This is a genomic window from Burkholderia sp. AcTa6-5 (genome assembly GCF_017815075.1).
Classification (GTDB): domain Bacteria; phylum Pseudomonadota; class Gammaproteobacteria; order Burkholderiales; family Burkholderiaceae; genus Burkholderia; species Burkholderia sola.
In genome coordinates this window covers 542,947-569,630 of sequence record NZ_JAGIQE010000001.1, presented here as the reverse complement: position 1 = coordinate 569,630, position 26,684 = coordinate 542,947, and the positions used below count along the sequence as shown (strand labels likewise).

The window sequence follows — 26,684 nt, the reverse complement described above, 5'->3', positions numbered from 1 at the left end:
CCCCGTGCGGAAACCGGCGCAGCGCCGACAGTGGGCTAGCCGCGTCGAGCGACCGGACTGCCGGGCATCGGAATCCCGGCGCGATAGACGACGGTGGCGAGTGCCGCGGCGACCGCCGCCTCGGCCATCAGCACGGCGACGGCGGCGCCCCGCTCGGCGAAATACCTGGCGAGCACGGGCACCAGCACGATGTTCAGAATGCCCGACGACATCAGGATTCGCGTGAATGCCGACTTCATCCCGAGCGGCAGCATCGTCTGCACACCGAACAGGTCGGTCATGCCGGCCATGAACGGAATGAAGGCCATCCAGCGCAGCACCTGGACCGTCGGTTCGTACGAAGGGCCATACAGGATCCGCACGGCGAGCGGCGCGCCGAAGAAAATCGCGAGCGAGATGCCGAGCACCATCGCGACCTGCACGACGAACAGCTTGCGCAGGAACGAGAACGCGTCGTTGCGCGCATGCCGCATCAGGTAGCTGATGCGCGGATAGGTGGCGGCCTTCAGCGGCTGCAGCATGCTGAGCGCCGCGCGGATCAGCTTGTCGCCGGCGGCGAAGTAGCCGGCCGCGACGTTGCCCGACACGAAGCCGAGCAGCACGGTGTTGGTCGACGCATAGAAGGCGATCGACGTCGACGCGAGAAACACCTGCCAGCCGCCCTTCAGCGATTCGGCGATGTCGGCCGCGCCGACGCGCACGAAGTCGATTTCACGGTTGAGGTACAGATAGGCCGCCAGCGCGATCGCGGACAGCGTCGGCACCGCTGCGTTGACGATCATCGCGCGGTCGATGTCCGCCGGGCTGTGCACGAGCGCGAACATGGCCGGCAGGCTCAAGATGCGCCCGACGAACAGGATCATGCTGAGCGCGCGCAGCTTTTCCATTCCCTGGAAATACCAGCCCGGCGTGAACGCCACGCCGGCGACCATCCCGAACCCGATCAGCAGCAGGTCGCGGTCTTCGCCGAAGCGCTCGACCGCAAAGGTCAGCGCGACGAGCACGACGAAGCAGATCACCGCGATGCCGATCTGCGCGTATAGCGTCGCCCAGAAGATGCGCGAGCGTTCGGCGCGGTTGTCGCGAGCGAGCGCGATGCGCGGCGTGGCGGTCAGGTCGAAGCTGTAGCTCGTGCAGTTGGTGAGATACGCGATGACGGCGAGCGAGAACGCGAGCTGCCCGTAGCCTTCGGGCCCGAGGGCGTGCGTCAGCAGCGGTGCGATCAGCAGCGGCACGGCGTACATCGAAATCTGCAGCGTCAGCAGCAGCAGGAAATTCTTCTTGAGGTTTGACATTCGCTGGGTCGGCGCCGTGAGTGTCGCAGTACGGCGGCATGGGACCGCGGTGCGCGCGTGCATCCGGTCGGCGCTGACCCGGGTTGCATGGGTGGGTGGCGCGTCCGGCGTCGCCGGGCACGGCCACATCGTATGGCGGCCATGATACGGGCCGCACGAGACGACTATGTTCGCGAGCCTACCGTTCGCGGATTCCGTTCGTGCGCGCGGCATGAATCGCGGCACGGCGCGCGTCGGCGTGCGTTGTCGTCTCGCGACAGCGATGAATCTATTTGTAAGCTGCCGCACCGAAGGACGTTCGAACCGAGTGCTTTAATCGATCGCACTGTTTTGGTTCACGGTGCAAACCGCCCGACGATGCCTCGGGCACGCAACATCACCTCCCGCGGGCATGGGGAGCAGGGCAACGCATGGAACCGGGCGGGCCGCGCAGGGGCGCGGCGGGGGCCGCTGCCGCGCGTTCATCGACGAGTCGCACGATCGTGGATCGCTCATTCCGGTGGAGCGGCCCGAACACGTGTCCGCGTCCGATAAAAATACCGATCCGAGGAGTACCGATTGAAGCCGATTACGTTCGGCAGCTGCGTGGGGTGGCTGCACGAAGGACAGACGACACAAGGTGTGATCCTGTGCGAATCGCTGGGACACGAGGCATCGTGGACGCACAAGCTCATGCGGGCGATCGCCGAGCGCCTTGCCCGCGACGGCGTCACGGTGTTGCGATTCAACTATCCGTGCACTGGCGATTCCGCGGGCGACGACCGTGACGCCGATCGGTACGCCGCGACCGTCGGCAGCATTCACGATGCGATCGATCTGCTGCGCGATCAGGTCGGTGTCGCGTCGCTGACGCTCGTCGGAATCCGCGCGGGCGCGCTGTTCGCGATGCTGGCCGCCGCGGGCGACGGGCAGCACCCGTCGCCGCGCGTCGACGCATTGGTGGCGCTCGCGCCGGCCGTGCGCGGACGCGCTTATCTTCGCGAGCTGTCGTTCGTGCATCGCCAGTGGCTTGACGTCACGTCGCCTGCGATTCGCACCGCCCATCGTGACGAGCCCTGCATGAACGTGCTCGGGCACCGCTTTCCGGACGATTTCGTCGCCGCGTTGAAGGCGGTCGATCTGTGCGACGTCGTGCGCGCTGCCCCGAGGCTGCCTGATGCGATGCTGCTGATTCAGCCCGATCAGGACGGACCTGCGTTGCGCGATGCGCTGCTCGCGCGGGGCGTGAACGTGGCGGCCGATCCGTTTCGCGAATGGCCGACGACGATGCTGGACGGGACGCGCTCGCGCCTGCCGCTCGCGGCCATCGACACGCTCGCGCGCTGGATCGGCGAACGCGTGCCGCGCACGGCCGCCGGCGTCGACCCGATGTGGCGGCATGATCCACCCTGGAACGGCGAATCGGCCGCCGCGCTCGACATGACCGACATGACCGAGCAGGTCGTCGCGGTCGGGCCGGACCGGTTGGTCGGCGTACTGTGCCGTCCCGCCGATACGGGGCCGGCGAATCCCGCCGCTCCGGCGCTCGTGATCGCGAACACGTCGACGAATCCGCGAAGCGGCGAAGGGCGCTTCAGCGTGCGCCTCGCGCGGACGCTTGCACGCGCCGGCGTCACGACGCTGCGGATCGACGTGAACGGCGTCGGCGACAGCGGCGCGGCTGCGCTCGACGACCAGTCGCGCGTCGTGTATTCGGCGCAGTCGAGCGACGACGTGGCGGCCGCCGCCGACTGGCTGCGTGCGCTCGGCCATCCTGACGTGGTCGCGGCCGGCATCTGTTCCGGCGCCTATGCGGCATTGCATGCGGCCGTGAAGACGCCGTCGCTCGGCGGCGTGATCGCGATAAACCTGGCGCGCTTCGTGTGGCCGGCCGGGCTCTCGCTCGACGCGGTGCAGAAGCAGCGGAACAACTCGGTGCGCGGTTACTGGCTGTCGGTGCGCGACTGGCAGAAGTGGAAACGCCTCGTGCGCGAACGGCGCGATTTGCGGCCGATCGCGCGCGCCGTCGCCGCCAATGCGATCGCGCGAGTCAGCGTGCCGGTGAAGGAGGCGGCCGCGCGCGTCGGCTGGAAGCCGCGCGCCGGCACCCCACGCGGCGTGATGCACGTGCTTGCGCAACGCAATGTCCGCACGACCCTGGTATATGGCGCGCTCGATCCCGGCATCGACGATGTCCGGCGCCACTTCGGCGCGATCGAGCACGCATTCAGATGCTCGCGTCACGTGCGGCTGCACCTCGAGCCGCAGGTCGATCACGCGGTGTACGGCGCGGTCGGCACGGACATCGTGATCGAGCGGTGCTTGCAGGCGCTCGGTCGCGACTTGACGAGGCCGGCCGTGCACGTTGCCGATCCCGTCGCGCGTGAAGCGGCTGCGGGATCGTACGCAAACGTGTCGGTCGGCAGCCCGTGATGCGCGCGGTGCCGCATGCGTCGGCGCTTTGGGGCGCGATCCCCGCTTCGTATGAAGATCGACGTTCGGTGGGGTCGCTCACAGACGCGCCGTTCGCCGTGGTGTCCAATCCCTTATCGATGCATGCACGGTCGTGCCGCGGCATGACCGGCCGGGACGGGTCAGTCGCGATCGCCCGGCTCCGCATAGGGTGATTTCGCGTAGGGCGATGCGTACAACGTGTCGCTGCGCCATACGTCGTCGGCGGGCGCATGGGCGACCTGCGCGCGATGTGGCCGCGTCGGCACGAGCGGCCGGCGCAACGCGACGCGGGCCCGCGTGTCGGGCTGGACGGCGGCGCTCGCGGCTGAACGAGCGATCGCGGGTGCTGTCGCCGCAGATGCAGCCGCGGACGCAGCCGCGGCGGGTTCGGCGGCCGCACTCGCGCCGGCGGCTTGCGCCGAGCGTTGTGGCGGCACCGGCGCAACGAGCGTCGACGACGCGAAGGGCGATGTATCGGCAGGCGTGCCGGACAGCGTTTGCGCACCGGCGGTACAGAGGAAGCCGGTCGACACGATGCAGACGAACGGCGCAAGCGACGAAGAGAAGTTCATGACGGATCGTACGGAATGACGTGCGGTGAAGAGGGTGGTGCGGCATGCAAGCTGCAATGCAAGCCGCGCTGGGCAAGCGTAATGCCGGAATTCGCCGCGTTCGGCGGGTTACCGCACAGTTTTGGAAGGACACCATGTCAATCACCACGCAACCGGAATCGACGCGCGGCACGCCGCGGCCCGGCGCCCGTCGCGCACCGTGGCTGTCGCGCATGGCGATCGTGGCGGCCGCATGCGCGCTGAGCGCATGTGCGCTGTCGCCGGGCATGACTTACCGCGCGCCGGCGGAGCGCGACGCGAATGCGCGCGTGAGCGCCGACGCATCGGGTTCGGGCGGCCTCGACGGCGTGCAGAACGTGTCGAGCGAGGATCTGATCGAGATCACGCCGGCATTCGTCGCCCAGCACCAGGCGGGGCGGTCGGCCAATGTCGACGCGGAGATCCGCCGGCTGTTCGGCAAGCCGACGCCGTATACGATCGGCCCCGGCGACGTGCTGGGCATCGTCGTATGGGACCACCCCGAATTGAACCTGCCGACGACACAGACGCTCGGCGGCGGTGACGGCGTCGGCGCCAGCTCGGTCGCGACGGGCTATACGGTCGACGCGACCGGCAACGTCCAGTTCGCGTACGCGGGCCTCGTGCACGTGGCGGGATTGACCGAGGCACAGGCGCGCGCGCTGCTGACGAAGCGGCTCGGCGAATACGTGCGCAAGCCGCAGCTCGCGCTGCGCGTGCAGAGCTACCGCAGCAAGCGGGTCTATCTCGACGGCGAGGTGCGCACGCCGGGCCTGCAGATCGTCAACGACATGCCGATGACGCTGCCCGAGGCGATCGACCGCGCGGGCGGTTTCACGCCGACGGCCGATCGCTCGCAGGTTTCGGTGACGCGCGGCGACACGACCGTGAACGTGAGCCTGCCTGCCCTGATCGCGGCGGGCGTGAATCCGTCGAACATCCTGTTGCGCGACGGCGATCTCGTGCGCGTGCGTGCGGCGAGCGACGCGAAGGTATTCGTGCTCGGCGAGGTATCGCGGCCCGCGACGCTGACGTTGACCGACGGCCGGATGAGCCTCGGCGAAGCGCTCGGCGACACGGGCGGCGTGAGTCAGTACACGTCGGATGCGCGCCAGGTGTTCGTCGTGCGCCGCGGCCCCGACAATCGCCCGCGGGTGTACCACCTCGACGGCAGCTCGCCCGCGTCGTTCGCGCTCGCCGACCAGTTTCCGCTCGAGCGGCGCGACGTCGTGTTCGTCGATGCGTCATCGCTGGTGCGCTGGAGCCGCGTCGTGAACCTGCTGATTCCGTCGTCCGCGCAAGGTGCGCTGACGGCGAAAGCCATTTCGCCGTGATGCCCGAGGCGGATTTCGTGACCGCGACCGTGCGTCGCGCCATACGGGACTGATGCTGTATGAACACTTCGACCCTGCCTGACCCGCACAGCGGGCGCATTCTGCGGCCGTCCTATCCGGTGCGCCGCTACTGGAGCATGCTGTATGGCGGCCGGCGACTGATCGTCTGCACGGCGCTCGCGGGCGCGCTCGCGGGCGGCCTGTATGCGCTGTTCGCGGCTCCCGTTTACCGCTCCGACATCCTGTTTCAGGTCGAGCAAAGCCAGACCGATTCGAAGCAGACGTCGCCGCCCGGCGATCCGTCATCGGTGTTCGATCTGAAGACCGATGCATCGACCGAGATCGAGGTGCTCAAATCCCGTGCGGTGCTCGACCGCGCGATCCAGAGCACGAACCTCGCCCTCGACGCACGGCCGCATTACCTGCCGCTGATCGGCTGGCGCTTCGTGAACGCGGCCGACGGGCTGTCGTCGCCGTTGCCGGGCGGATACGTGTATGGCACCGAGCGCATCGACGTGCCGACCTTCGACGTGCCCAAGCGCCTGCTCGGCAAGCGTTTCGCGCTGACCGTCGGCGACGACGGCGCCTACACGCTGCAGCGCACGGGCTTTTTCGGCCGGAAAGGACCGGCATGGCAGGGCCGCATCGGCCAACCGCTGCACGTCGAGACGCCGCAGGGGCCGATCGACGTGTTCGTGCGCGACGTGGCCGGCCAGCCCGGCGCACGCTTCGACCTGACGCGCTACAGCGACGAGGAGGCGACGACGTGGCTGCAGAAGAACGCGCTGATCTCGGAGCGCGGCAAGCAGTCGAACATGATCGGCGTGACGCTCGACGGCATCGATCCCGTGCACGACAGCCGTGTGCTGAACGCGATCGGAGATGCGTATCTGGCGCAGAACACGCAGCGCAAGTCCGAGGCGGCCGACAAGCTGATCCGATACATGGACGGCCAGTTGCCGCAATTGAAGGCGCAGCTGGAAGCGGCGGAGAGCCGCTTCAACGCATTCCGTGCATCGCACGGGACGGTCAATACGAGCGATGAGGCACTGGCATTGCGTCAACAGTCGGTCGACATCGAGACGCGCGTGCAGACGCTGCAGCAGCGGCGCGAGGAACTGCTGACGCGCTTCATGCCGAAGCATCCGGCCATCGTGGCCGTCGATGCGCAGCTCGCCGATGCGCAGCGCTCGCTCGACACGGCCCGCAAGCAGATCCAGCAACTGCCGACCGTCGAGCAGGGCGTGCTGCAACTGCAGCGCGACGTGGCCGTCGACACCGCGCTGTACACGAACCTGCTCAATACGCGCCAGCAGATGGTCCTCGCGCGTGCCAGCAAGACGGGCACAGTGCGGATCGTCGATACGGCGAAGGTCGCCGAGCAACCGATCGGTCCGCATCGCGGGGTCGCGGTGGTCGGCTTGCTGATGGTCGGCCTGATGGCGGGCGCGGCGATCGTGGTCGCCCGGCAGCGTGTCGTTGGCACGATCGGCGACGCGGAGGAAATCGAGTGGGCGACGGGTTTGCCGGTGTTCGCGACGGTCCCGCACAGCGCCGTCGCGGCACAAGCGGAGCTGCGGTCAAAGGTGCGCCGGCGCGGCCAGCGCATGCTGGCGACGCAGGCCCAGGCCGACGGACAGGATGCGGCGCTCGAAAGCCTGCGCAATTTCCGGGCGGCGCTGCAACTGTCGATGCCGGCCGCATCGAATCCCGTCGTGCTGATTTCCGGCCCGACGACGGGCGTCGGCAAGTCGTTCGTCGCGGCCAACATCGCGTCGCTCGTGGGCGCCGCGAAGCGGCGCGTCCTGCTGATCGATGCCGACTTGCGCAAGGGCTCGCTGCACGACCGGTTCCGCTATAGCCGCGCGCCAGGGCTCTCCGACGTGGTGGCGGGCACCCACACGCTCGACGACGCAATCAAGCGCGGCGTCGCACCGGGCCTGGATTTCATCGCGATGGGCAACGTCGTTCCCGATCCGGGCGAACTGCTGCTGCAGCCCGCGCTCGCCGAACTGATCGAGCGGGTCGCGTCTCGCTACGACATGGTCGTGCTCGACGGCCCGCCGTTGCTCCCGGTCGCCGATGCGCTGGTGCTGGGGCGCCTGGCGGGCACCGTGTTCCTCGTTGCGCGGAGCGGCGTGACGACGTTGACGGAACTCGATGAAAGCGCGCGGCGGCTCGAGCACGCGCATATCGGCGTACGGGGCGTGATCCTGAACGACTACAAGGGCGCGCCGGGACGGTACGACTACGGCTACAACGATGCGAACACGCATCAGGCCACGTCCGGGTTGACGGGGATGATGGCGTCGCGGCAACGGGCGGAACGCCCGTCATGAACCGGCGAGCGGGCAGGGCTGGAGCCGGGCCGCGACCAGGCCCGGCGACGTTGCGCGGGATGGCGCGCGTGCGCGGTGCGGCGGGCGGTTACACGGGCTACTGGTGGGAAGATCCGGCCCGGCTCGTGCTGATGTTCATCCTGCCGTTGTACGGATTGCTGTCGCTCAGCCTGCTGGGCGACCAGAAGTCGATCGCGAGAATCTATTTCGACGGCTACTACGCGTTCGTCGGCGCGCTGTTCCTGATGGTGGTGGCGGCCACGGCGTGGCTCGCGACGACCGAAGCGCGGACGCGGCGCGGGCCGCCGGAAACGCCCGTCGAGGTGCCGCCGCGCGTGCTCGATTGCCTGTTTGCACTCGCGCTGTTCGGCAATCTCGTGATGATGAGCGGAGTCATCGCGCGTCCGGCGCTGCTGCTCGAGTTCCTGCACGGGCAGGCTACCGCGTACGACATGCTCCAGCAGATCGGTCGGATCACCGGGTTGAGTTCGTTCACGCAGGCGACGGCGCCGTTCGTCGCGCTCTATTTCTACGTGTTCCGAACGCCGGCGAAAGGCCTGAACCGCTACAAGATCTACATGGCCGTGCTCGCGGTGCTGACGCTGCTGCGCAGCTTCCTGTTCGCGGAGCGCCTCGCGTTGATCGAGATGGTGATGCCGCTCGCGTTGATGGTCGTGCGGTTCCGGCTGCACGGCCGGTATGCGCGGCTGCTGACGCTCGGGCCGTACGCGGCGATCCCGCTGTTGTTCGCGCTGTTTATCGCGAACGAGTACAACCGTTCATGGGAAGCCTATTACGTCAACATCTACGACAACATCTTCGACTTCGCGCTCGAACGGCTCGGCCTGTACTATTCGACGTCGCTGAACAACGGTGCGGGGATGCTCGCCGTGCTCGGCTGGGGGCAGGGCCATCCGATGTTCACGTTCGATTGGCTGATGCGCTTTCCGGTGATCGGCGCGACGTTCCAGCCGTGGTTCGATTCGAGCGACAGCTTCAACCTGTTTCTGAACAGCTACGCGGACCCGGAATTCAACAATCCGTCCGGGATCTTCGTCCACTTCTATGAATGGGGCTGGTTCGGGCTGCTCGACGCAGCCGTGCTCGGCTGGATGGTTGGCCGCAGCTATGCGGGCTGGCGCAGCGGCAACGGATTCTGGTGCTGCGCGCACGCGGTGCTCTACGTGTCACTGATGGAAATCATGCGTACGCCAAATCTGTTCAGCGGACGCAATTTCCTGCCGATCGTGTTGCCGATCATCGTGTTCCATTGGTTCGGGAAGCGCCCGGCGGGCGTTGGGCCTTCCGGGCATACGGGATCCGGACGCGGGACGCGCGCCGCGGAAACGAACGAGCGGGGCGGCAGTGCAACGGCATAGCAGCTCGCAGGGCGCCCGGACCTCGGGATGATCGCGCGAAGCTCAAGCGGTACGCGTTCGTACCGCCGTGTCGCGTCCTGGCCACGCGGGGAAGCCGGCAATGTGCGCGAAGCCTGTCCGCAATGCGACCAGATAGACGACGATCGGGATCGCGACACCGGCCAGCGTGCCGAGTACGAGGTGTAAGGCGAGATCGGTGATGCCGGCGCGCATCAGCACGATCCGTACGGCCGCCATCGCGAAGATGTGGGTCAGGTAGATCGGCATCGATGCGCAACCGATTGCCGCCAGCCATGCCGCGCGTGCCGGCTGCGACGCATACCGATGCGCGAGTTGCAGCGTCAGCGCGATGCCCGAGAACGCGGCGGGAAGCGCCCAGATGCTCGTCGCGCCACCGAAGCCGTGAGCGAATACAACTGCGGCGACGAATGCCGTTGCCGTGGCGGCGCATGCGGTTGGCCCGCTGTTGCGCGCGAGCCAGCCGGGCAACGCCTGCGACGCAATGACGCCCGTCACGAAGAACGGTGCGTTCATCAGCGTGATCGACAGGATGCCCCACTGCGTCGCCGCGCCGAGTACCAGCCCGAGCACCGCGCATCCGGCGAGCCAGCCGCGCGCCCGCGATGGCATGGGTGAACGCGTCGTATTCGGCACGGCCGCCGCGAAAGCCCGGATGCCGAGCATGCAGAGCATCAGCGCGTACAGGAACCAGAACTGTGCGAACGGTCGCCAGCCGATCGCCAGCAGGTCGTCCAGCGTGAACGGATGATTGGTGCCGTGCGACGCCATTGCAATCTGCACGGCGCCCTGCGCGATCGACCACAGCAGGTACGGATACACGATCGTCCTGATCTTCGACCACAAGAAACCGTCCGGCGCGCGGCGCAGCGAGCTGCAGACGTGCAGGCCGGACAGGAAGAAGAACAACGGCATGTGGAACGTGTAGATCACGTAGTCGGTCCACGCGAATGCCGTGTCGGCCGCGCCTGTCGGCACAAGGTCGGCGGAAACGGCACCGCGCAGCACGTGGCCGTATACGACAAGAATGATTCCCGCGCCGCGGGCGACATCGAGGCTGGTTTCGCGAGCAGTCATGATGAAGGGGCGGTCGGCCCGTCAGGTTCCGCACCGCCGGGATATCGGACAGTCGTTCACTGTATGGCGGACCGATGCGCAGGACAGTGCGGTGGGCGACAGTGGAGCGTCGTGCAGCCCGACGGATGGCCTACAGCCCCTCGAATATCGCCTTCATCATCTCGGCGCTTCGGCTCCAGCGATACTTCTCCGCGTGCAGGCTTCCCTTGCGTTTGAGCTCGGACCTGAGTGCGTCGGAATCGAGCAGGCTCCGCAATTTCCGCGCGATGTCGTCCTGCGAATACGGATCGCAGTACAGCGCCGCATCGGCACAGACTTCCGGCAGGGCCGCAGATTTGCCGACTACGACCGGGCAGCCGTAGCGCATCGCCTCGAGAGGCGGTATGCCGAAGCCTTCGTAGATCGACGGATACAGGAAGCATGCGGCGTGCTGATACAGCGCCTTCAATTGTTCGTCGCTGATATAGCCGACGTACTTGACGTTCGGTTCCGCCGCCGCCATGAGGTCCTGCTTGCCGAACACGGTGGTGTTCTGCATCCCGACGATGACGAGATCGACCGACGGATCGTCGATCTGCCTGAACGCCGCGATCAGCCGGCCGAAGTTCTTGGTGGGATTCATGCTGCTGACCGCGAGCACGAACCGGTTCGGTGTCAGCGCATGCTTATCGAGCACGCTGGTGTCCGGTTCCAGGGTGTCGAGATGATCCGCGCCGAGCGGCACGACGCTGATCTTTTCCGCGGCAACCCCGCAGTGATGCGCGAGGCGATCCCGCGAGAAATAGGAGTTGGTCAGCACGCAGACGGAGGTTCGCGCCAGGATCCAGAACATGACCCGGTACCACATGCGAAACGGGCGGGAGAAATGCGCGGGGGTGTCGAACACGGCCGCGTCGTGCATGTAGATGATCTGGTTGCCGATGAAAATGGATGCCGAATTGCTGAGATTGACGATGCGGCCGCGGCGTGCGAACAACGGGAGCACCAGCTGTTCCCACACCACGCCCTTGTAAAAGCCGACTTCGACCATCTTCGCTCCGCTTACCTCGATGCCCGGCTGCGGAGGCACCAGCACGGTTACCGGATCCTGCGGCTGAAACTTGATCAATGCGGCGATCAGCTCGCGTGCGACGCGTTGCACCCCGGTTGTCTTCTGCGTGGTGAATCGGCCGTTGTATACGAGTGGCTTCGGTTTCTTGAACGAGATCATGTCCATAAAGGGATATCGAAATCAGGCTTTGACGTGATCCGCTGCAACCGGCTTGAACTCGCGCGTGTCGACGCGCGGCTCGTCGGTGCCGAGTCCGTAAAGCGCATGCCATTGCCGGAAGATCGCGCTCATCGAAAACCGCTGAATGGCCCGCTTTCGCGCGGCTTCACCCATCCGCTCGCGAAGCTGCCGATCGTCGCGAAGGGCGGTCACGTACTCGACCATCTCGTCGGCGGTTGACGCGACATAGCCCGTCACACCATGAATCACCACGTCGCGATTGCCGACAACGTTCGTCACGACGGCCGGAATTCCGGCAACCTGCGCTTCGATCAGCGCGACCGGCATGCCTTCCCAGCGGGAGGTCTGGACATAGATGTCGAGTTCCGACGTCAGCGCCAGCGCGCGTTCGCGGGTTACCCAGCCACTGCATGCGACGGCCTCGCGCGCGGCGGAATCCGGGATCTCGGCCGCGTTGCCGCCGATCCACAGAAACTCGACGCTGGCGCCGTGCAACATGTCGGCGAGTCGCACGAATGCTTCATGGTTCTTCTGGAACGACGCGCGGCCGCTCATCCCGATCACGACCTTGTGGTCGTCGCGCGTACGGCGGGCCGGAATCTCCGCGACGTTCACGCCGTTTTCCACCAGGACCGCCGATCTTGGCCTGACTTTTCCGTTGATCTCGCCGAGCTCGCTGCCCGAGCACGCGACAATGGTGCCGCCGATGCGCGCCGCGATGCGCTCGAAGCTCAGATAAGCGAACTGCTTGATGGGCGACACGTCGCAGCGCAGGAATGACAGGCCGTGTGGCGAGTAGAGAACCGTTGCATTCGGGGCGGCGATCCGGGCAGCGATACGTCCCAGCACGCCGGCCTTCGACGAGTGCAGATGAATCGCGGTCGGCTTGCAGTCGCGCAGGGTACGGACGAGCGCGTGCACGCTCCGCAGATCCTGCCGGACGTTGACCTCGCGCACCATGTCGACATAGACCAGCTTCACGTCGGGCCGGAACAGCGTCGAGAAATCGGCCGGCGTTTCCGGCCGGATCGCGTGCAGCACCGTCACATCCACGCCGGCCGCGGCGGCATGGTTGGCGAGATAGGTGAGCATCGACAGCACGCCGCCGCCGAATGCTTCGGCAATATGAACGATCTTTTCCTGGGTCATCTCTCGGTCTGTCGATTCGGTCGCGCTGTTCGTTACCCAGTGCGGCGATGGGGGGCGGCGTATCGTCAAGTCGTCAGCGGGCCACGCATACCGTACGTCCGATCAATTACGTATTCCTGATTGATTGATACGCGATCGCCGCCGCCATTGCTTCCGGTCTGTCGGACTTGATCGCGCGAACACGCCACGTGGCGGCGAAAATCTACGCGCCACGCATGCATCAACTGGTCCGGACCATTGTGAAGCGCACGCCGCACGCACTCGGTGCGATGGCTAACCGAACGAGCGAATCGGCAGCCGCAGTCGCGTCCGGATGGGATTCATCGCGCGCCGGTGCGTTGGTCGGGCGACTTGCGTACGCGAGCGAGCGGATTGGACAGATAGCGGATCGCGCGATTGCTCAGCGTTGACGAGGGCAGCAAGCACGCGAGCGACAACACGGTGACCGCCACCTTCTTGGCCGGGCGCCAGAACGGGTTGCGCAGCACGGTGTGCCAGTAGCGTCCCGATTCGCACAGGAACCAGCGCCAGCGCCGCGCGAGCGGCGCGCGATACAGCGTGCTCGCGAAGCGCGCCTTCTCGATGGCGAAGTCGAGCGGGGCCATCGGTAGCGCTTCCCGCAACCGCGTGCCGGCAAGCGTGCGCAGGATCGACCAGCGGCGTTCGGCCTTCAATGCACCGGTTGCCGCGTCTTCCGAGTTGGCGAGCGCGAGGGCCGGGCCGTCGGCCGCGCTTGCGTTCGACTGCTGGTGCATGCGATAGCCGCCGAGCGTCGCATCGATCATGTGGACGGCACCGAGCAGCGCGATGCCGTAGATCGCGTAGAAATCGGCGCCATGGAGATTGTCGGCAGTGACGGGCACCGGAAAAATGCGTTTCAGCGCAGCGACCTGGTACGCATTGCCCGATGCAGGCGGCGACGGGTACAGCCAGCCCGCGCGCAACAGGCGGCCGCAATCCGTATCGATCACCGACTGCGGCACGCTCGCGCCGGTTCGCGCGCCATCGTGCGCGATCACGTCGAGCCGGAAATGGACCTTCACGAAATCGCCGGATGCGAACGCGGCGAGCACGCGTGCCGCGGCGTCGGCATAGAGCAGGTCGTCCGCATCGAGCAGGATGACGTAGCGCGACGTGACGTGCTCCAGCGCGCGGTTGTACGCGGCAACCTGACCGCGATTCTCCTGGAACACCGCGGCAATGCGCTCGCCATACGAGCGAATGATGTCGCGCGAATCGTCGGTCGACCCGTCATCGACGATCAGAACGCGGACGCCGTGCGCGGTCTGTGCGAGCGCCGAGTCGATCGCGTCGCGCAGGTACTTGCCGTGGTTGTAGTTGCAGATTGCGATGGTCAGGTCGGTCATGTGCGGAAGTCGGACGGGCGCGCGGACGATCGGGGTCATGATACGGATCGCCCGGCTGCGCACAGTTCGCGAGCCTACCGTTCGGGAGTGCGCGCGCGCATGGCATATCGCGTCGTCGATGCGGTACTGGAGCGCTTGGTCTGATGACGCACCGAAGCCGTTCGGAGCCCCTGATCTAATCGACGTTGGAGCATCGCCGCTTTCGTCGGCTTAGCGGACAGGCCACGCAGCCGGCCGTCAATACGTGCGGTTCGACGTGCACGAAGACTTGTCAGGGAAACGATACGATATGCATGAATTGCAACGCCTGTCGCGCTTTGTGGTCGCCGGCATGTGCATGGCGGGTGCGCTATCGTGGCCGGCGCTCGCCGCGCCCGCCACCTCCGCGACCCAACCGGCCGCGCTTGATGCGGCTGTACCGGACGCGTACGTGCGTCCGGACCCTGCCGCGGCCGATCAGGGCGACGCGCTGCAACGCGCGCTCGACGCGCTGCGGCCGGGGCAGCGGCTTGTATTCGCACCGGGGCGGTATGTCGTCGGCCGGTCCCTCGTCGTGCGGCAGGCGCGTGTGGTGCTGTCGGGCTTCGGCGCGACGCTGATCGCGACAGCGCCGAACGATCAGACGATCGAGTTGCACGGCGACGGTACGACGCTCGTCGGGTTCCGGCTCACGGGAACCGGCACCACGCGTCTCACGACGCCGGAGTCGACGAAGATCGAGGTAACGGGGCGCGACGTGCAAGTGCTCGACAACGTCGTCGACGGTGGCGCAGGCGCGGGCATTTTCGTGTTCGGCGGTGCGGATGTCGCGATCGTCGGCAACGAGGTGCTGTCGACGCTGGCGGACGGCATTCACATGACGCACGGCTCGCGCAACGTGCTGGTGCAGGGCAACGTCGTGCGTGGAACCGGCGACGACATGATCGCCGTCGTGAGCTACCAGGCGGAAGGCGTGCTGACCCGCAACGTGATGATTACCGGCAACTCGCTGGAGGGCAACCCGTGGGGCCGCGGCATCACCGTCGTCGGCGGCGCGAACGTGACGATTTCAAACAACATCGTGCGCAACGTGCAGGTCAGCGCCGGGATTCTCGTCGCTCAGGAAGACAGCAACCGCACGGTCGGCTCGTCTGACGTCCGGATCGAGCGCAACGTGATTGCCGATATTCAGACGGCGACAGGTCGGACCGATTCGCGTCCGCTCACGCAGCAAGCAGCGATCGAGGTCAGCACGTGGTCCGGTTCGGTGTCGCGCGTGACCGTGATCGGCAATCGCGTTTCGAATGCGCGATTCGATGGCATTCGGTTGTGGGGCAACGTGTCGGACATACGGCTGGCGGACAATCAGCTGTCGGGGATCGGCGGCATGCCGGTGCGGGTCGGACCTGAACCGGATTGCGCCGCCGGCGCGTCCGCGGGTTCGTCCGCGAACCATCGGGCAAGGGGCGCGCCGTGCACGAGCACGCGCCTGTCTCGGCCCGGCGCGCCCGACGCCGTCGGCGCCGATACGTCACTGCTGCCACGCGTGCGCGAATCCGTCAGACGGGCGCGCTGGTCCCAACGCGGCGTCGATTGATCGTGCGGGGCGCGGCCAACGCGCCGGCGCGATTCGCATGCACCTGTCCGACGCTCGTCCGGCTAACCGGGTTCTCCGGCCGAGAGCGATACGACCGGCTCGGGTTGCGCGGAAGTCGTCCTTGACGATGGCTGAACCGTCCCGACGACCGCCCGCCCATACTGATCGTCGAACCGCACGATATCGTCCTCGCCGAGATAGTTGCCCGATTGCACCTCGATGATTTCGAGCGGGATCCGGCCGGGATTCTCGAGTCGATGCACTTCGCCGACGGCGATATACGTCGATTCGTTCTCGCACAGCAGGAACGTCTCGGCGCCGCGCGTGACCTTCGCGGTGCCGCGCACCACGATCCAGTGCTCGGCACGGTGATAATGCATCTGCAGCGACAACTGCCTGCCGGGTTCGACGACGATCCGCTTCACCTGGAAGCGCTCGCCGAAATCGATCGAATCGTAATGGCCCCACGGCCGCTGCACCTTGCGGTGCTCGCTCGCCTGCGGGCGCTGGTCGGTCTTCAGGCGCGCGACGATGTTCTTCACGCGCTGCACGTCGTGCTTGTTCGCGACCAGCACCGCATCGGCCGTCTCGATCACGACGACGTCCTTCATCCCGACGCACGCGATGAGGCGGCCTTCGGAGCGCACGAGGCTGTCCTGCGTATCCTCGAACACGATCGGCCCGCGCGCGACGTTGCCCTGATCGTCCTTCGGCATGATTTCCCAGATCGCGTCCCACGTGCCGACGTCCGACCAGCCGGCCGCGAGCGGCACCACGATGCCTTCGATGCCGAGCTCGCCGTGTTGCGCGAGGCGCTCCATCACCGCATAGTCGATCGAATCCGACGGGCACGCGTCGAAGGCCGCCGCATCGATCCGGAAGAACGGATCGTCGGCGACGCCCGCGCGCCACGCGTTCTCGCAGGCGGCGTGGATGTCCGGCGCGAGCGCGCCGATCGCCTTCAGCCAGACCGATGCGCGCGTGACGAAGATCCCGCTGTTCCACCAGTAATCGCCCGATTGCAGATAGCGTTCGGCCAGCGCCGCATCGGGTTTTTCGACGAAACGCCCGATCGCGTAGCCGCCCTGGCTGCCGTGGCGGCCCGAGCGCGGCTCGCCCACCTGGATGTAGCCGTAGCCCGTCTCCGCGCGGCGCGGCAGCACGCCGAGCGTGACGATCGCGCCTTCCTGCGCATAGCGCGCCGCGCGTGCGATCGCGTCCTGGAACGCGCCGACGTCGACGATCACGTGATCGGCCGGCATCACGGCGAGCACGGGGTCGTCCGCGAGCGCGCTCGCGTCGAGCGCGGCCAGCGTCAGCGCGGGCGCGGTGTTGCGCGCGGCCGGCTCCAGCAGGATGCGGGCGGGCGCCGAGCGGCCGTGCACCTGCTCGGCGCTCATGAAGCGATGCTGTTCGCCGCAGACGAGCAGCAGCGTATCGCCGAGCGACGCGTTCGCGATGCCGTTCAGGCGGCGCGCCGTCGCCGACAGCGGCGACTCGTTCGAGACCAGCTCGATCAGTTGCTTCGGATACTGCTCGCGCGACAGCGGCCACAGCCGCGTGCCGGAGCCGCCGGCGAGAATCACCGGCAGGATGCTCGGCAGATCGGGCTCGGGAACCGGGCGAAGGGTAGGGGTCATCGGTTCGCTCCGGTATCGGCGGGTAGCCGGGTGCGCGCGCGGCCGTCCGCGCGCGTGTCGTCGTTGCGGGAGACGGAAACGGCCCGCGACAGCAGGTGACGCAGCGCGCCGGCTGCACGGTCGGCCGACCGTACCAGGCCGACGAACGGCGCACCCTGTTCGAGATACGGGCCGTAGGCCTTGCGGAATCCGAACTGTTTGTAGAACGCCTGACGCGGCGCGGGGACGTGCGTGCGCACCGCGGTGTCCGGCCATGCGGCCTGCGCGGCGGTGAGCGCGCGCCCGATCAGGCGTTCGAGCGTGTCGTCGTCGCGGCAGCTTTCGCTCGTCAGCACCTTGTCGATCACGACGTCCGGATCGATGTCGTCGCCGGGCAGGATGCGCGCGTACGCGGCGACTTCCGTCGTGTCGCCGTTGCGCACGCTCGCATAGACGTGCAGCGCGCCCGCGTCCTTGCCGTCGATGTCGAGATGCGTGTGCGCATCCTCGACCACCAGCACGGCGTTGCGCGCGCGCAGGATTGCGTAGAGATCGACGGCGCTCAGGTGTTCGAATTCACAACAATGCCATTCCATGATGCGGTCCTCGCGTGATGCCTTCGGCACGCCGCGCCGCACGGACGCGGTCGTTCCGTGCGGCGCGGCGATCTTCATCATCCGGATGCGGGGTGCGGCGGTCTGTTCGAAAGCGTACTCACGCTCCGGATTCGCATGCACGGCGCGGGATACGACGCGACGTGCGCGTCACGGGAGCGTCGCAATGTGCGATAGCACACACCGTCGGGGCCGGTGCCTTTTCATAATTGCTTCATCGTGGCGGCCTGCAATGAAGCGCGGCCGACATCGCGCGCAAAACGGGTCACCGGGACGCGGGACCGAGGATTGCGGTGGTTCGCGACTGCCGGTCGCGCGCTTGCACCGTCGTGGTGATCGGCCGGTGGGTTTGCTTCGGGTCGCGACGTGCGCGGTGGCCGATCGCGCCGGGAGGGCCGTCATGCTGCACCGCACGGCGCGCGGGCGTGCGTCCGATGCCCGGCGCCCGGCACCCGAGCCTGTCGGCGGGGAATTCGCCGAAAAGAGGCTGCGCGGCGCGAGGCCGGTGATTACGACGTGTAACGGCCGGGCGGCCCGCGCGCCGGCGCAAGGCGATGCGGCGACCCGCCGGCGCGCGCGATTATGCGGTCCGGACGCGCGGTCCCACGCACTTTTGGGAGATTTCGGTGAAAATCGCAGGTAATCGATCGTATCAATCTTGCGGAAAAGTAGTATTTGCCACTGATTGACGGGAATGGTCGGAGATAATCAAATCTCAGTGGTCAAAAGCGCGCAGCGCGGGGCCACGGGCAGCGTAACCGACTGATTCAGGATTATCTTTTGGTAACAAGGTCATCTCGAAACGGGGTGTAGATTCAGGTGCGGATGAAATGGGGCGGTCAATCCGGGCGCGGTTTGGCAGCCCTCCGGTTCAGCATCGGGCGCGACTGTCGTGTACGACGCGACGCACATGCGGACGGAATGTCCGTTTGCCGGCGTGCCCCGCCTGACGGCGGGTCGCTTCAAAGCCGGAATGTCATGGCTCCCGCAGCCGCGCATTCCGTTCGAGTTCGATGACAACGAGGCCGGATGACATCCGGCTCGACCTCCGGGGGTTTTCGCCGTGTGCAGTTTCGATCTTCGCCAAGGCTGCGGAAACGCAGCGCGGAAGGGCGGCCATGCGCCGCCGGCCGCAGCGCACGCGGACGGTTCGCGGAGTGCAGAGAGTGACGGTTCGTTATGAATATGCCAATAACGCGCGATAAGAGCGCCGGCGCGGGGAGCGGTAACGGGCAGCGTCCGCTGATTTACTGGACGCAGTCGCCGTCCGTGATGCTGCGAAAGGAATTGTCGCGCCGCGACTGGAAAGTGACGGTCGTCGCGCATGCGAACGACCTGCGCGACACGTCCGGCGAAATTACCTGCGGCATTCTCGATCTGAGCGGTGGCCATGCCGATGCAATCGGCAGCATCGCGTCGACCTGCGCGTCGATGCGCGACGTCGTCTGGGTGGCGCTCGTGGACGTCGGCCAGACGGCGTCGCCGAACGTGCGCGCGCTGTTGCGCGACTACTGCTTCGACTACGTGACGCTGCCGGCGTCGCACCAGCGGATCGCCGATACGGTCGGCCATGCCTATGGCATGGAGTGCCTGTTCGCGCGCGATCGCGAACAGCTCGAATCGGAGGAAAAGGGCATCGTCGGCACCTGCAGCGCGATGTTGCGGCTGTTCGATACGGTGCGGCGTTTCGCGCGCACCGACGCACCGGTGTTCGTGTTCGGCGAAACGGGAACCGGCAAGGAGCTCACGGCCGTCGCGATCCACCGTCATTCGGAGCGACGCAACGGCCCGTTCGTCGCAGTCAACTGCGGCGCGATTCCGCCGCATCTGCTGCAGTCCGAGCTGTTCGGCTATGAGCGCGGCGCGTTTACCGGCGCGAACGCGCGCAAGATCGGCTACGTCGAGGCCGCGAACGGCGGCACGCTGCTGCTCGACGAAATCGGCGACCTGCCGCATGAAAGCCAGGCGAGCCTGCTGCGGTTTTTGCAGGAACGTTCGATTCATCGTCTTGGCGGCAGCGATCCGGTGCCGGTCGATGTCCGGATCGTGTCGGCGACGCACGTCGACCTGCGCGACGCGATGGAGGAAGGGCGTTTCCGCGCCGACCTGTTCCACCGGCTGTGCGTGATGCGCATCGACCAGCCGCCGCTGCGCGCGCGCGGCAAGGACATCGAACTGCTCGCGCACCACATGCTCGAACGCTTCCGCGGCGATGCGCGCCATCGCGTGCGCGGCTTTTCGACGGATGCGATCACGGCGCTCTACAAGCACGACTGGCCGGGCAATGTCCGCGAACTGATCAACCGCGTGCGCCGTGCGGTCGTAATGACGGAGGGGCGCCTGATCACCGCGCAGGATCTCGAGCTCGAATACTGTCTCGATGCGGCGTCGCCGTCGGTCGCCGACATCCGCAAGTCGATCGAGCGCGAGGCGATCGAAACCGCGTTATTGCGGACGCGCGGACGCGTCGCCGCTTCGGCGCGCGAGCTCGGCGTGTCGCGCGCGACGCTGTATCGCTGGATGGAGGCGTACGGCATCGAGCGACCGCGCGGGACGGGCTCGTCCGACTGATATGCGCCGGCATGACGCTTGCGCCGGACGCGAGCGTCGTGTCAGCCGGCCTGCGTGGCGCGCACCGCGCGCGCGGCGTTGACGGCCCGGATTTCCACCGTGGGCGCGACGTAGTTGTCGGCCGCCGCGAGCTTCCCGTCCGTTCGCAATGGAATGAGCGCGATGCGCGCAGGCGTGCCGGGCGCGAGATGGAACCAGTCGTCGCTCGGCATGAAGCCCGGCGCGTCGATCTGCACGTGGCGGGCGACGTGTCGCGTGTCGATGTCGACGTGCCAGGTCGCGCCGGTGCGCGACACGCATGCCTCGATCCCCGGTTCGCGACGCGCCAGCACGGCCGGATGCGTGCGGGACGGAAAATGGAACGCCTGCGACAGCAGCGTGCCGTCGTCGGCGCGTAAGGTCGCTACGACCGTATCGTGTTCGCAGGGGCCGAAGCGGTACGCGTAGGTCCAGTCGAAGAAGCGGCCGAGCAGCTCGGCCGAGCCGAGCCGTACCGTGTCGTGCGCGGCGATCCGCACCGGGGAGCCGGCCCGCGCGACCGGCGTGCGGCCGTCGCGCAGCGCGACCAGCTCGATCGCGGCCGACAGCGGCGCCGGGCGTTCGTTGACCACATGCACGTCGAGCCCGTTCAGGCCTTCGTCGACGAGCAGCACCTGGATCGGCTGCAGCACCTGACGCAGCGCATACCAAGCCGATTTCGGCCGGTGCGCGGCGTCGATCACGCCCCATCCGGCGCCCGGCATCACGTCCTGGAACTGCCACACGAGCGCGCCCGCGCAACGCGAACCGGTGCGCCGCCATTCGGAAAACGTCTCGCGCATCACGTCCGCGATCACCGCACGCGACAGCTCGAGGTAGCGCGCCGGGTCCTCGCGCCGCAGCCGGTCGGGCACGACGTCGTACAGCGTCTGCAGATAATGGTCGCGGATATCGTCGAAATCCCACGACGTGCCGGGATCGCGCGGCACGGCCGCCTTCCAGCGCGGTTCGTGCACGCCCGGCCAGCCGAGTTCCGCGAGCGTCGCATCGCCCGGCACGTTCGCGAACGCGAGGCATTCGCTCGCAAAGCGCACGTCCGCGCGGCGCGCGTCGTCGAGCGGGCGCAGATACGCGCCGACGCCGTAGTAGTGCGACACGCGTTCGCGCGGCATGAACGGCAGCACGCCGCCGTCGGGCGAATCGGGCACGTACGGGACGTCGGGGCGGTGTGCGGCCGCGTGGCCGGCCAGCCGGTCGGCGGTCAGCTCGACGAAGCGCTGCTTCGGCCCGAGCCCCGACATCGCGGCCTGCTGCGCGATCTCGCTGCCGCCGCACAGCACCGCAAGCGACGGCGAAGGGCCGTGACGCGACAGGAACTGGCTCGCCTCGCGATCGACGTTGGCCGCGAACGCGGGATCGTCGAGCGCGTAATCGAAGTTCGCGAAACCGAAGTCCTGCCAGACCAGCAGCCCGAGCCGGTCGCACCATGCGTGGAACGCGTCGGCCTCGTAGGTCATCGTGCCGCCGACGCGAATCATGTTGAAGCCGGCGTCGCACGCGAGCCCCAGCAGGCGGCCGTAGGTCGCGTCGTCCGCGTGCAGCGCGAGCGGCGCGGCGCTGCTCCAGCATGCGCCGCGCGCGAATACGGGCACGCCGTTGATGCGCAGTCCGAAACCCTTGCCGTCGGCGCCGGCGTCGACGTCGATCGTGCGAAAACCCGTCGAGCCCAGCGACCGGCGCGCATCGCCGATATGCAGCGCGATCTCGTAGAGCGCCGGTTCACCGTGCGTATGCGGCCACCAGCGGCGCACGTTCGGTATCGCGACGCTCGTGCGCAGCCGGTCGGCGCCGGCGCGTTCGAGCGTCGCGTGATGTTCGCCGCATGACAGCCGCGCCGCGAACATGTCGGGCAGCGGCGCGGCGAACGTCAGTTCCGCATCGAGCCAGCCCGTGTCGCCTTCGACGCGTGCATGCAGTTTGCAATCGGTAAGAATGGGCCCGTCGGACGGATCGAGCACGTCGATGGGCCGCCATGGGCCGGTGGGCACATACGGCGGGAACCAGCCCGGCATATGGCCGAACAGCGACGTGCGGATCGTGCGCAGCGCGGCCGGTTCGGCCAGCCGCGTGCGCCAGCGTGCACGGCGCGTCGCGCGCGCGTCGCGCAGGTGCGGCGCGAGCGCGCGGAAACAGACGGTCAGCCGGTGCGTGCCGTCGAGCGACACGGGCACGTCGTGCGCGACGAACATGCTGTCCGAGCAGTGGATCGGCGTGTCGTCGAGCCAGGCCTGCGCGAGCGTCGCGAGGCCGTGAAAGCGCAGGATGCGCAGCCCGCGCCCGCGCAGCTCGAGCCGATACCAGTGGTCGCGCTCGTCGAGCGACGCGGCTTCGTCGAGCCGGCCGGCCAGCGCGAGCGCCTGCGCGACCGTGCCGGGCACCGGCGCCGCGATCCAGCCGTCGTGGTCGGCCGGGAGGTCGCGCGGCTCGCGCACGGCGCCCGCGGCCGTCGCCCGCATCGACCATGCGGGCAGCGTGCGCGCGCGCGTCACCGCATGGCCGGCACGGGCGCTGCGTTGGCGCGCACGGGCGTCACGTGCCGCAGCGGCGCGCCGATCTGCCGCGCGCACGCGACGAGGTCGGCGTACGCGGCCTCGATCGCTTCGAGCGTCGCATCGCCGCGTTCTTCCTTGCCGCGTGCGCACGCGCGCGCGAGCCGAAATTCGAGCACCATCGCTTCGGACGCGATGCGATCGCACGCGGCGCGGATCTCGGCGAACGGCCCGGTGCAGCCGCTGGCGTGCAGCCAGCGCGCATAGTGGCCGAACAGTTCGAAATTCGCGCCGAGCTGCCGCACCGAATTGAACGAGTACGCATGGAAGCGTTCGAGCGGCGCTTCCGCGAGGATCTGCGCATCGGTCTGCAACTGCCGGCGGAACGCCGCGATCGGATCGACGACCGGCAGGCGCCGCAGGTGGCGCTGCAACGCGGCGAGCGAGGCTTCGCACAGCGCGCGCTCGTCGAGCGGCGCAAAGCGTCGCTTCGCGCATTCGACATACGGCGGCAGCGTCATCGGCGAACTCGCGCCGATGAGCCCGTTGTAGTCGAAATCCTCGGCAACGTAATAGCCGCTGTTGTGGAAGTAGCCGATCTGGTGCTTCTCGCGGTCGATCGCGTCGATGCCGATCGTCGTCTTCGTATGCTGCGTGCGGTAGCTGGTGCCGCGCGTATCGGGCAGGAACCACGCGTCGACCTCGACGATCATCAGGTGGCCACGCGCGACCTGCGTCTCGATGTGCTGGTCGAGCGGCTCGTAGATCGAATGCTCCTGCACGACGATCCCGTAGAGCCGCTCCAGTTCGTCGTGCGGAAACTTGAAGAACGTGAACTGGTCGCCCTCGAAATCGAGCGCGATCGTAAACGGCAGCGCCGCATACGGATTGAGGCCCCACCAGCGGAGCACCTCGAGCCACATGTCGACGTAGCAGTTGGTCTGCTTCCAGACCATCTCCTGACTGTGCAGCGGGTGCGGCCGGTAGTGGCGCGCGCGGTGGCGCACGCCCTCGAACGACGCGTCTTCGCCGTCGCGGGAAACGAACCTCATCGCGCGCCCCACAGCACGTCGCGCACGTCGCTCGGCCATGCGTCGATGTCGAAGCCGTGGTGGCGGAACAGCGCGAGCGTGAGCCGTTCGAGGCCGAAGCCGACGCAGCCCGTGTGCGCGACGTCGCCGGTCGCGGTGCGGATGTCCCACAGCAGTCCGAAGTGGTCCATGTGGTAGTTGAAGCTCAGGCACGCGGTCTGCCGGTCGTCGTGCTCGATCGGAATCAGCAGCTCGAACTTCAGGTTCTGCTCGCGCTGGCTGTCCGCGACGATCTTGCCGCCGCGCCCGAAGAACGGGTCGTTCGCGAGATCGATCGCATTCGGCAGGCGCAGCGCGTCGATCATCCGCGTGCCGCGTTCGATCCATGTCTCGCGGAACGAGACGATCTGCTCGGGCGTGCCGATCCGCACGTACTCGCGCATCCGGAACAACTGCATGCGGGTCGGGTCGAGCGACGGTTCGTGACGGAAGCAGTACGAGAACACGTCGACGATCCGGCCGTCGGCGGGCAGCGCGCCCGCGCGCGCGACGACGGGATACACGGGGTAGCACGCGGCCGGCGTCATCACGACGTAGGTCGGCTTCTGGTTTTCGGTCCAGTCGTCGCCGCGATCGAGGCATTGCAGCACGCGCTGATGCTGGCGTTCGTCGCCGCAGAACGCATGCACGCTGCCCGCCAGTTGCGGAAAGCTCTTCATGTATTCGCTGCGCTCGAACTCGGTGCGGCTCATCGCCGGCGGGAAGCGCAGCACTTCGGCCTGCTGGTCGGCGCCGAGGCGCGTGACGAACGCGTCGAGCGCTTCGACCACGCGCTCGAATCGTTCGCTGCGGCCGAACAGGCCCTGGATGCCGGTCGAGACCAGCAGGCCCGCATCGATCAGCGCGTCGCGCAGCGGATTGACACCCGCGCGGTCGAGCGGTGCGTCGGCGGGAACGGAGGGGGCGGAAGCGGCAGAGGGCACGGCGAGGCGATCGTTCACGTATGTTTCTCCAGCGTCGCGGGACGCAGCGCGAGCAACAGGCTCGCAGTGTTGGCGGCAATGCGGTCGTTGCTGATCATCAGCGGCGCCGCGTGCAGGTCGCGAATGTGGCGGCCGATGCTGAACGGCGTGCCTTGCTTGTAGCCCGCCATCCCGCAGATCATCATCGCCTGGTGCGCGACCTCGAGCGCGGTCGCCGACACGTAGGTCTTCAGCGTATTGATCTCGGCGGCCCATGCCATGCCGGCCGACCACGAGCGGGCCGACGCGTTCGCGTGGAGGCGCAGCACGTTGTCGACGCGCGCCTGCATCGCCTGCATCAGCGCGAGCGATTCGGCGATGCGCCGCGCGGCGGGCGACGGCGCGCCATCGGTCTGGCGCGCCTGCGCGCGGAAGAACTGGTGCGCGCGATGGAACGCGTCGCCGGCCACGCCGATCCACACCGCGGCCCACAGGATGTGCGAGACCGGCACCATCGTTTCCTCGGCGATCTTCGCGAACGGCACCGGCAGGCATTGCACGGCGGCGCCCTGCGCGTCGAGCACGAAGCCGTTGCTGCACGTGCCGCGCATGCCGAGCGTGTCCCATTCGCCGCGGCGCGTGAGGGTATAGCCGTCGCGCAGCAGCGTGACGAGCACCTGCTCGGAAGCCGGCGCATCCGCATCGCGTCGCGCGGTGGCGAGAATGCCGTCCGCGTAGTCGCCGTACGAGATCGTCGGCGCGGATTTGTGCAGCCGGAACCCGCCGCCGTCGATCTCGAGCGCGCACTGGCTCGCGCGCAGGTTGCCGCCGACGCCGTCTTCCGACGTCGCCGACGCGAGCAGCCACTGGTGACGCACGAGCTGCTGCAGGAACAGCTTGTGCCAGCCCTGGTCGGCGGCATGGTCGACGATGCATGCCACCTGGATCTGGTGCATCGCGAACACCATCGCCGACGACGCGCACGCCTGGCCGAGGATCGAGCAGGCCGACGCGATGTCTTCCAGCGACGCGCCAGCGCCGCCGAGATGGGCCGGCACCATCGCGCCGAGCAGCCGGCGCGCGCGCATCGCCTCGATTGCCTCGACGGGGCAGCGCGCGTCGCGATCGACCGCATCGGCATGCTGCGCGGCGATCTGCGCGACGGCATGCGCGGCCTCGTCGAGCCGATGCGAATCGCTGTCGGACGCGAGTTCGGGAAGCAGCGCGCTCATGCGGAGTGCTCGGTGCGTTGCAGCGTGGCGATCGTGTCCGCGAGCGCGTCGATGCTGCGGAACAGGTTGCGGTTCAGCATCTCGTCGGGAATCTCGATGTTGAACTGCTTTTCGATCGCGAGCATCAGCTGGATCGTATCGAGCGAGGAGAGGCCCGCTTCGTAGAGGTCGTCCCCGTCGCCGATCGAGTCGATCGCGGCTTCGAGATGGGCGACGTGCTTCAGGATGGTTCTGATTTCGTTTTTCACGTGCTGCTCCGGCGTGCGTGGTGTCGTCCGCTCGGGCAGACGCGCGATAAGCGCTGACATCCCCCCGGCAGTCCGGCATCAGTAGACCATC

General features: G+C 67.6%; 19 protein-coding genes. 6 read left to right on the top strand and 13 right to left on the bottom strand.

Annotated features, from left to right (window positions below):
* Window positions 1–35 precede the first annotated feature (35 nt).
* Window positions 36–1,295 carry an oligosaccharide flippase family protein gene (locus J8I33_RS02430; RefSeq protein ID WP_050010854.1) on the bottom strand — a complete coding sequence of 420 codons (1,260 nt, stop codon included), beginning with the start codon at window positions 1,293–1,295 and terminating at the stop codon, window positions 36–38.
* Between the two features lie 558 nt (window positions 1,296–1,853).
* Here J8I33_RS02430 and J8I33_RS02425 point away from each other — a divergent pair.
* A complete protein-coding gene (locus J8I33_RS02425) occupies window positions 1,854–3,707 on the top strand; it encodes an alpha/beta hydrolase (RefSeq protein WP_209932852.1) in 1,854 nt (617 codons plus the stop codon).
* A 161-nt stretch (window positions 3,708–3,868) separates the two neighbouring features.
* On the opposite strand, the gene J8I33_RS02420 is transcribed toward J8I33_RS02425, so the two are convergent.
* Complete coding sequence (locus J8I33_RS02420; protein WP_124680717.1) at window positions 3,869–4,300, bottom strand: hypothetical protein; 432 nt, start codon at window positions 4,298–4,300, stop codon at window positions 3,869–3,871.
* Between the two features lie 134 nt (window positions 4,301–4,434).
* On the opposite strand from J8I33_RS02420, the gene J8I33_RS02415 reads away from it, so the two are divergent.
* The 3 genes from J8I33_RS02415 to J8I33_RS02405 are packed head-to-tail and all read left to right on the top strand — an operon-like array spanning window position 4,435 to window position 9,370.
* Complete coding sequence (locus J8I33_RS02415; RefSeq protein WP_050010859.1) at window positions 4,435–5,652, top strand: polysaccharide biosynthesis/export family protein; 1,218 nt, start codon at window positions 4,435–4,437, stop codon at window positions 5,650–5,652.
* Between the two features lie 59 nt (window positions 5,653–5,711).
* Window positions 5,712–7,991, top strand: coding sequence for a polysaccharide biosynthesis tyrosine autokinase (locus tag J8I33_RS02410; RefSeq protein WP_209925372.1), 2,280 nt, complete (start codon window positions 5,712–5,714; stop codon window positions 7,989–7,991).
* A complete protein-coding gene (locus J8I33_RS02405; protein WP_245170195.1) occupies window positions 7,988–9,370 on the top strand; it encodes an oligosaccharide repeat unit polymerase in 1,383 nt (460 codons plus the stop codon). The genes J8I33_RS02410 and J8I33_RS02405 overlap by 4 nt, the downstream gene beginning before the upstream one ends.
* A gap of 42 nt (window positions 9,371–9,412) precedes the next feature.
* On the opposite strand, the gene J8I33_RS02400 is transcribed toward J8I33_RS02405, so the two are convergent.
* From J8I33_RS02400 to J8I33_RS02385, 4 genes are all read right to left on the bottom strand, one after another.
* Window positions 9,413–10,465 carry an acyltransferase gene (locus J8I33_RS02400; RefSeq protein ID WP_209932850.1) on the bottom strand — a complete coding sequence of 351 codons (1,053 nt, stop codon included), beginning with the start codon at window positions 10,463–10,465 and terminating at the stop codon, window positions 9,413–9,415.
* 130 nt (window positions 10,466–10,595) lie between these two features.
* Entirely contained in the window at window positions 10,596–11,675 is a 1,080-nt protein-coding gene (locus J8I33_RS02395) for a glycosyltransferase family 1 protein (RefSeq protein ID WP_209932947.1), read from the bottom strand.
* 21 nt (window positions 11,676–11,696) lie between these two features.
* Window positions 11,697–12,845, bottom strand: a complete 1,149-nt coding sequence (locus J8I33_RS02390; protein ID WP_209925369.1) for a glycosyltransferase — start codon at window positions 12,843–12,845, stop codon at window positions 11,697–11,699.
* 320 nt (window positions 12,846–13,165) lie between these two features.
* Window positions 13,166–14,212: a glycosyltransferase family A protein gene (locus J8I33_RS02385; protein ID WP_209932848.1), complete on the bottom strand. Its 1,047-nt coding sequence runs from the start codon at window positions 14,210–14,212 to the stop codon at window positions 13,166–13,168.
* A 289-nt stretch (window positions 14,213–14,501) separates the two neighbouring features.
* Between J8I33_RS02385 and J8I33_RS02380 the strand changes: the two genes are divergently transcribed.
* Window positions 14,502–15,788, top strand: a complete 1,287-nt coding sequence (locus J8I33_RS02380) for a right-handed parallel beta-helix repeat-containing protein (RefSeq protein ID WP_209925359.1) — start codon at window positions 14,502–14,504, stop codon at window positions 15,786–15,788.
* 62 nt (window positions 15,789–15,850) lie between these two features.
* Here the strand turns inward: J8I33_RS02380 and J8I33_RS02375 are convergent, their stop codons facing one another.
* Window positions 15,851–17,428, bottom strand: coding sequence for a mannose-1-phosphate guanylyltransferase/mannose-6-phosphate isomerase (locus J8I33_RS02375; RefSeq protein WP_124594676.1), 1,578 nt, complete (start codon window positions 17,426–17,428; stop codon window positions 15,851–15,853).
* A complete protein-coding gene (locus J8I33_RS02370) occupies window positions 17,425–18,003 on the bottom strand; it encodes a drug:proton antiporter (protein ID WP_050011082.1) in 579 nt (192 codons plus the stop codon). The genes J8I33_RS02375 and J8I33_RS02370 overlap by 4 nt, the downstream gene beginning before the upstream one ends.
* A 1,197-nt stretch (window positions 18,004–19,200) precedes the next feature.
* Here J8I33_RS02370 and J8I33_RS02365 point away from each other — a divergent pair.
* Window positions 19,201–20,592 carry a sigma-54 dependent transcriptional regulator gene (locus J8I33_RS02365; RefSeq protein WP_175976070.1) on the top strand — a complete coding sequence of 464 codons (1,392 nt, stop codon included), beginning with the start codon at window positions 19,201–19,203 and terminating at the stop codon, window positions 20,590–20,592.
* Window positions 20,593–20,633: 41 nt separating this feature from the next.
* Here J8I33_RS02365 and J8I33_RS02360 read toward each other — a convergent pair whose 3' ends face one another.
* The 5 genes from J8I33_RS02360 to J8I33_RS02340 are packed head-to-tail and all read right to left on the bottom strand — an operon-like array spanning window position 20,634 to window position 26,593.
* Window positions 20,634–23,120 carry a glycoside hydrolase family 2 protein gene (locus J8I33_RS02360; protein WP_209932846.1) on the bottom strand — a complete coding sequence of 829 codons (2,487 nt, stop codon included), beginning with the start codon at window positions 23,118–23,120 and terminating at the stop codon, window positions 20,634–20,636.
* A complete protein-coding gene (locus J8I33_RS02355; protein WP_050011084.1) occupies window positions 23,117–24,172 on the bottom strand; it encodes a DUF1839 family protein in 1,056 nt (351 codons plus the stop codon). The genes J8I33_RS02360 and J8I33_RS02355 overlap by 4 nt, the downstream gene beginning before the upstream one ends.
* The gene (locus tag J8I33_RS02350) at window positions 24,169–25,152 is read right to left on the bottom strand and encodes an amino acid--[acyl-carrier-protein] ligase (RefSeq protein ID WP_124554166.1); all 984 of its coding nucleotides are present in this window, start codon (window positions 25,150–25,152) and stop codon (window positions 24,169–24,171) included. The genes J8I33_RS02355 and J8I33_RS02350 overlap by 4 nt, the downstream gene beginning before the upstream one ends.
* The gene (locus tag J8I33_RS02345) at window positions 25,149–26,345 is read right to left on the bottom strand and encodes an acyl-CoA dehydrogenase family protein (protein WP_176015334.1); all 1,197 of its coding nucleotides are present in this window, start codon (window positions 26,343–26,345) and stop codon (window positions 25,149–25,151) included. The genes J8I33_RS02350 and J8I33_RS02345 overlap by 4 nt, the downstream gene beginning before the upstream one ends.
* Complete coding sequence (locus J8I33_RS02340; RefSeq protein WP_006490451.1) at window positions 26,342–26,593, bottom strand: acyl carrier protein; 252 nt, start codon at window positions 26,591–26,593, stop codon at window positions 26,342–26,344. Before J8I33_RS02340 ends, J8I33_RS02345 begins: the two co-directional genes overlap by 4 nt.
* Window positions 26,594–26,684 lie beyond the last annotated feature (91 nt).